Annotated in this window: 5 protein-coding genes and 1 pseudogene; 1 reads left to right on the forward strand and 5 read right to left on the reverse strand. The window is 53.3% G+C overall.

Translation table 11 applies throughout. The features are described from left to right. Nucleotides 1-15: 15 nt before the first annotated feature. From iolG to F560_RS25130, 5 genes are all read right to left on the reverse strand, one after another. Nucleotides 16-1041, reverse strand: coding sequence for an inositol 2-dehydrogenase (gene iolG, locus F560_RS0116800; RefSeq protein ID WP_019006926.1), 1026 nt, complete (start codon nt 1039-1041; stop codon nt 16-18). A gap of 21 nt (nt 1042-1062) precedes the next feature. Continuing rightward, nucleotides 1063-2553, reverse strand: coding sequence for a sugar ABC transporter ATP-binding protein (locus F560_RS0116805; RefSeq protein ID WP_026298348.1), 1491 nt, complete (start codon nt 2551-2553; stop codon nt 1063-1065). Nucleotides 2554-2588: 35 nt separating this feature from the next. Continuing rightward, complete coding sequence (locus F560_RS0116810) at nt 2589-3578, reverse strand: ABC transporter permease (protein ID WP_019006928.1); 990 nt, start codon at nt 3576-3578, stop codon at nt 2589-2591. A gap of 138 nt (nt 3579-3716) precedes the next feature. Next, a complete protein-coding gene (locus tag F560_RS0116815) occupies nt 3717-4712 on the reverse strand; it encodes a sugar ABC transporter substrate-binding protein (RefSeq protein WP_019006929.1) in 996 nt (331 codons plus the stop codon). 1011 nt (nt 4713-5723) lie between these two features. Continuing rightward, a complete protein-coding gene (locus tag F560_RS25130) occupies nt 5724-6266 on the reverse strand; it encodes a hypothetical protein (RefSeq protein WP_083932108.1) in 543 nt (180 codons plus the stop codon). Between the two features lie 125 nt (nt 6267-6391). Here F560_RS25130 and F560_RS25135 point away from each other — a divergent pair. Continuing rightward, a pseudogene (locus F560_RS25135) lies at nt 6392-6714 on the forward strand (transposase); the annotation flags it as partial.

Consider the following 6714-nt stretch of genomic DNA (forward strand, 5'->3'; position numbering starts at 1 on the left):
TCCGGCCGATGCCGACTAGCGGTTTCGATTCCTCCATTCCTGCAGCTCGATTCTGCGGCCCGCTTCAAAAGACGCCTGCGCGGCGGCGGCGATTTCTTGGGCGGCCAGGCCGTCTTCCTCCGTAACCGCGGGCGTCCTCCCCTCGCGCAGCGCTTCGATGAAATGGGCCATCTCCAATTGAAACGCATCCTTGAAGCGCTCCGGAAAGGCCGGCACAATCTCGTGCGTACGGCCTTTGGACGTCAGCAGCGCAACATCGCGGCGGCGAAGCGAGCCGATGACGAGCGTCCCTTCCGTACCGACGACTTCGGCTCGAATATCGTAGCCGTATCCCGCGTTCCGGCTGCTCTCGATATCGCCGGCGGCGCCGGAGTCGAACGTCACGTACGTAAGCGACTGGTCGACATCGCCGAGCGCTTGCATAAAATCGTTGGCCAGAACGCTGCCGTGGGCGGCCACGCTTGTCACCTCCGTTCCCATCAAATAGCGGGCCGCGTCGTAATCATGAATGGCCATATCCAAAAACATGCCGCCGCTATTTGCGATAAAGGCCGCAGGCGGCGACACCGGATCGCGCGAAACGGCTTTAAAATAAATCGGGGCGCCGATATCCCCCGCCGCAATCCGCCGCTTGGCTTCGGAATAGGCGGGATCGAACCGCCTCATGAACCCGACCTGGCAGCGAACGCGGTTGGCGCGAATCGCTTCGATGACCGCGCTGGTCTCCTCCAGGTGCCGGGTCAGCGGCTTTTCGACAAACAGGTGCTTGCCGTTGCGCGCGGCACGAATCGCCAGATCCGCATGGGCAACGGTCGGCGCCGCGATGACAACCGCATCGATTTCGGGATCTTCCAGCAGGCGGTCAGGGTCGTTCGTCCAACGGGAAACGCCCAGCTCCCGCGCGATCTTCTCCGCTTGCTCCGCAACCGTATCCGCCACGCAGACGAGCTTTGCCCCCTTGATGTTCGAAGCCAAATTCAGCGCATGCCAGCAGCCGAGCCTGCCCAGTCCGATGACCCCGCAGCGAATCGACTCTCTCACGTCCATTCCTCCCTTGGAATCTCAACGGTAAACCAGTTCCATAATTTTCTCCTGGCTGGCCTCGGCCCGCGTGAGCTCTCCTTTTTTCTCCCCTTCGTGCATGACGACGATCCGGTCGCTCATGCCGAGAATCTCCGGCAGCTCGGAGGACACCATCACGATCGCTTTGCCGGTCTTGGCCAGCCTGGACATCAATTTATGAATTTCCGCTTTGGCCCCGACGTCGATTCCCCTGGTCGGTTCGTCCAAAATGAGAACATCCGGATTGCTCAGCAGCCATCTGGCCAGCAGCACCTTCTGCTGATTGCCGCCGCTCAGCCTGCCGATCTGCTGGTTGAGGCTTGGCGTTTTGATGTTCAGCCGCTCCACGAACGCGCCGCACATGTCGTTGACCAACCTCCCTTTCAGCAATCCGGCTCTGTTCAAGTACCCGTCGATGCTCGACACGATCATATTGTCCTTGACGGAAAGAGGGAGAAAAGCGCCGGTCGCTTTCCGGTCTTCCGTCAGCAATCCCATCTTGTATCGGATCGCATCTTGCGGCGATCGAATGTGCGCGCGTTCGTTCTTGACGAAAATCTCGCCTTCGTCCGGAGGGACGATGCCGAACAGGCTTTCGACGACTTCCGTCCTGCCGGAGCCCATCAGCCCCGCAATGCCCAGAATTTCGCCGCTTCGCACTTCGAAGCTTACCTTTCGAAACTTGCCTTTGCGCGTCAAATTTTTGACGGACAGCAACACCTCGCCGATTGGCGCTTCGTCCTTATGGAACACCTGTTTGATCTCCCGGCCGACCATCATTTGAATCAGCGATTCCGGGTTCAGCTCGCCGGCCGGCTTCGAACCGACGAATTGTCCATCCCGAAACACGGTAATCTCGTCGCAAATGCGAAAGATCTCATCCATTTTGTGCGAGATGTAAATGATCGTAACGCCTTTGGCCTTCAGAGAAGCGATCATCCCGAACAACCGCTCGACTTCCCTTTCCGTGATGGCCGAAGTCGGTTCGTCCATAATGATCAGGTCGGCATTGCGCGAAACGGCGGCGGCGATTTCGACCATCTGCATATTCGCGATGCTGAGGTCGGCCATTCTGGCGTTGGGGTCAATGTCGATTTTCAGCGAATCAAACAGCTTACGCGCGTCCTCGACCATTTTTTTCTTGCGAATCCAGCCGAAGCTCTTCGTCGGTTCCCGTCCCAGAAAAAGATTCTCCGCCACCGTCATCTCCGGCACAGGCGTCAGCTCCTGATGGATCATCGAAATCCCGAGCCGCAAGGCGTCCTTGGATCCGGAAAGCTTGACTTCCTCGCCCTTGTACTTGATCGTTCCCCGGTCGGGCGTGTAGATGCCGAAAATGATCTTCATCAGCGTCGATTTGCCGGCCCCGTTCTCGCCCATTAAGGCGTGAACCGTTCCTTTTCGCACTTTCAGTTGAATATTGTCCAGCGCTTTCACGCCGGGAAACTCCTTGGTAATGTTCGTCAGCTCCAAAATATAGTCCGGGTTCATCCGGATCACCTCCCGCAGCGCCTTCTTCACGGCCGCTATTTTCGCCTGTTCTTCCGCGAATCGATCAGCACGGCGGTCGTGATAATCGCGCCTTTCAGAATCTGCTGCCAATACGAAGACACATTCAGCAAGTCCAATCCGTTGTTCATAACCCCGATAATGAGCGCGCCGATAATCGTCCCGCCAATGGTGCCGATGCCGCCGGCAAGGCTCGTGCCGCCGATGACCGCGGCCGCGATCGCGTCCAGCTCGTACATCGTGCCGGCGGTCGGCTGTCCGGAAGCGATGCGCGAGGTCAAAATAATGCCGGCGACGGACGACAGCAGACCCGCGTACGCATAGAGCATGATTTTGTACTTGTCGACGTTGATGCCGGCAATCCGCGCAGCCTGCTCGTTGCCTCCGATGGCGTAAATGTATTTGCCGAATTTGGTTTTATTGAGCAAAAGATAAGACACGACGCCGACGAAGAGAAAAATCAGAATCGGCACCGGAATGCCGAGCAAGCTGCCTTGGCCGATAAACCGGAACGAATCCGACAAATTCCCGATCGGCCTTCCGCCGGTATACAGCAGCGCAGCGCCTCTTGCGGCCGTCATCATGCCGAGCGTCACGATAAACGGGGCGATTTTGCCCTTCGCGATGATCGTTCCGTTGATCAGGCCCGTCAGCACTCCGATTCCCAGCCCCGCCAAAATCGTCAGCACGAGCGGATATTCGCCCGGATGGGCCAGCGTCGCGACAACGACCGAAACCAGCGCAATGACCGAGCCCGAGGACAGATCGATCCCCGTCGTAATGATGACGAACGTGACGCCGATCGCCACGATCCCGACCACCGACATCTGGCGGACAATGTTGAGCAGGTTGTCGGCGGTCAGAAAAGTAGGCGTCAGCAAGGACATCAAAATCATTAACGCGATGAGCACCAGCAGCATGCCGTAGCGGCTGAGCAACGAAGCGAGCGTAAACGGGCCGCTTCGGCCGCCAAGCTTTTGTTCCGTCACTACGGTGGATTCGTTCATCTTTAACCATCCCTCGCCATCTGTTCTGTCTTTTCGATCCGCGACGGGCTGCGAGCCGCAGCGCGTATTCCGTGCGCGATAAAAACATATCGCAAAGACATGCTCTTATCGCGCAGTCGCGCAGAATATCCGTCGGGCTTACTCCCACTTCTTCACGTACTCGTCGACATTGTCTTTCGTGACCAGCTCGTAAGGAACGTACACGTTCTTCTCCACTTGCTCACCTCTCGCCGCTTTAATCGCCGTCTCAAGACCGGATTTGCCCTGGCCGTCGGCATTTTGGAATACCGTTACTTGCAGCTTGCCGGACTTGACGTATTCGAGGGCATCCGGCGTCGCGTCGACGCCGGCGAATATCATGCCGTCGGCTTTGTTCGCCGCTTCCGCCGCCATGATGGCGCCGATCGCCATCTCGTCGTTGTTGGACACGACGGCATCGATTTTTTTGCCGGAATTCAGCCAGTTCTCCATGAGCGCCATCCCTTTCGCGCGATCCCAGGAGGCGGTGCCTTCCAGCACGATCGACATATCCGGGTACTTGCCGATCACCTGCTTGTTCCCTTCCGTGCGCTTGATTTGCGCCTCCTGGCCCAACTGCCCGGTCATAATCGCGATGTTGCCTTTGCCGCCAAGCAGCTTTGCGACTTCCTCCATCTGCATGACCCCGGCGGTAATGGACTCCGAGCCGACATACGACGCCGCTTTGTCGACCCCTTCGAACCAGCGGTTGACGACGACAATCGGAATATTCGCCTTGTTCGCTCTGTCGACGATATCGACGGCCGAGACCGTGTCCACGGGAACCATCACGATCGCATCCACTTTCTGCGAAATGAACGTTTCGATCTGGGCCAACTGCTTGCTGGCGTCGTTTTGCGCATCCACATAGGTCACGTTCACGCCGTCCTGCGTCTTCTGATATTTCTCCATTCCTTCTTGCAAATAGCTCAGCCACTTGTCGCTGAAGTCGGGAAGCGCCGCGCCGATGTGGATTTGGCCGCCGCCGGATTCGCTGCCGGAAGCTTGAGCGGGTGCCTGCGATTCGGCGTTGCCCCCTTTGGATGCGCATCCGGCGACAACCAGCGCCAGACAGATCAGACTCGCCAACAAGGCTGAAAACATCGTTTTCTTCATCGATCGGTTTCCCCCTCAATAAGGATGGACTTGCGGAATTGCAATTGCACAATCAGCGCAGGAATTCCCCGAGGCTTGAGTCTGTCCGCACTCGCCGCCTCACCTCCCCTCAAAGAAAATCAAATTAAGATTTTCTCACGAATTGTAATCGCTTTCATATTTATTAAGATAGGTGCTGCTTGTCGCTGCTCTAAACGCTGGGTAGTCTCGTCGGAAGTGGGGTCTATGGATCTTGTTGAAAGCGAGGGTAATCGATGAATTTAAATTGTTGGATTAAGCGATTCACTTATAAGCTGAAAGGGTTAGCATTAATAAGTCCGCTGACCAAAGGGTTCTTTAAGCCAAAACAGAGCAGATTCATGAGGAAAATTGAATTAAGCGCTTTACCTACGTAACATCATAATGGATTCGTTTTCAGAAATCAATATCTTTTTTGAAAATTTATGTTTTTGTCTGCTCCGTTCTCGCCATGCGCCGGGAAGTTCCGTCGGAACCGTTCCCGGATCCGCCGGCTCATCGCCAGGCAGATTTCCCACAAATCGGCGACAGGCTGCCCGGTGAACGGCATCGTATGCATGTATCCCGGCGGACCGAATTCGGGCGTAAAGACAGGAACGCTAAATTAATCGCTTAACCCTTATATGCATCATATTTTGAATGTTAAAAAAAACACAAGATGAAAATGGAATGGTAAATGGATTAATTTGAAAAAACGGGGAGGCTGGTATCATTTTTATCAATGCGAAATTTTTTTCGGCTGTCGTTTCTCCGTTGTCGTCGCTGAATGGATGGACGCAATTTCAACAGCGGAATCCGTAGCCGAGGGCGAAAAAAATAAAAATACCGGATTGCCTGATAACGATTCTTGGGGCTTCTCCAAAAGGACCTTCTAAATACGAACTAATAGTTTGGCTTCTCGATTTAAAGCAAAAAGAAAACCACATGGAGTTGTCACACTCGCATGTGGTCCAAAAGTTCAATCTTACCGAACCAAGCTATGCGCTATACAACTTAAGAAAAGCTGTTTTTTATCGGTTGCGTATAATCCCAACGGATTAATCGAATATTATATTCTTTTTGTAAAAGATCCGCTCGAATTACACTATCAGTAGTGAATCTACCATCTTTTTTTATAATTGAAGCATCAGGAAAATTATGTTTAAAATAAACTGATTCACTTAAATCTCCCATATAATACCTCGGACTTCCGGGGTTGTAATAGATTTCTGTAGTATCATCGACTTTGAGTAATGTAACTCTTTCTTTTCCGCTAGCTAATCGTTGCTTCCATTTACGATATTTTCCTTGGCCTTCGTCAACACCAACACCATCATACTCGCATATTAAAGTATCATTAATAACCATTCGTCGTCCATTAATCTCATATTCCAACCGAAACGGAAATTCCCCATATGTGATTGCCGGATGTGGCGGGTTTGGCTGGGTTTTAACTCCAATATACAAGAACAACCAAGGCCAAACAGAATAAATAATTATTGATATTGCTAACAGAAGTGTGAAAAAACCTACTATACTAACTAGTTTTCTTTTCACTAATATCCCGCCTCGTTATAGTCCCTAGTAGTGGTGTAAAATGGCACCGAACTTCTTGACAAGGGAAGCCACGGTATGATTTCTACTAAAGTGACGCGACTCTACTTTAGAAAGAGGATCAAACCGTGGCTTCTATAGATAGAATGTCACTTTTGGAGCTTTTACGCAAGTCCGGTTCTGACGGTGATGTGGATTTTTTAAAGGAAGCCTTGAATGTTCTTGTTCATTCCTTGATGGAGGCGGAAGTAGCGGCCCAGATCGGTGCCGAGCGTTATGAACGAAACACGGAAAGAACCAACCAGCGGAAACGGTTACCGGCAACGGGAGTGGCATACCCGGGTCGGCACGCTCGATCTGAGCATTCCGAAGCTTCGCAAAGGCAGCTATTTTCCCTCCCTGCTTGAACCCCGGAAGCGTGCGGAAAAGGCATTGCTTTCCGTTGTACAGG

The sequence above is a fragment of the Cohnella laeviribosi DSM 21336 genome (assembly GCF_000378425.1).
Taxonomy (GTDB): Bacteria; Bacillota; Bacilli; order Paenibacillales; family Paenibacillaceae; genus Cohnella; species Cohnella laeviribosi.

What these genes read in the sequence shown, in the direction of transcription:
- F560_RS0116815 (WP_019006929.1), bottom strand. Translation starts at nt 4,712, where the DNA reads ATGAAGAAAACGATGTTTTCAGCCTTGTTGGCGAGTCTGATCTGTCTG.
- F560_RS0116805 (WP_026298348.1), bottom strand. Translation starts at nt 2,553, where the DNA reads ATGAACCCGGACTATATTTTGGAGCTGACGAACATTACCAAGGAGTTT.
- F560_RS0116810 (WP_019006928.1), bottom strand. Translation starts at nt 3,578, where the DNA reads ATGAACGAATCCACCGTAGTGACGGAACAAAAGCTTGGCGGCCGAAGC.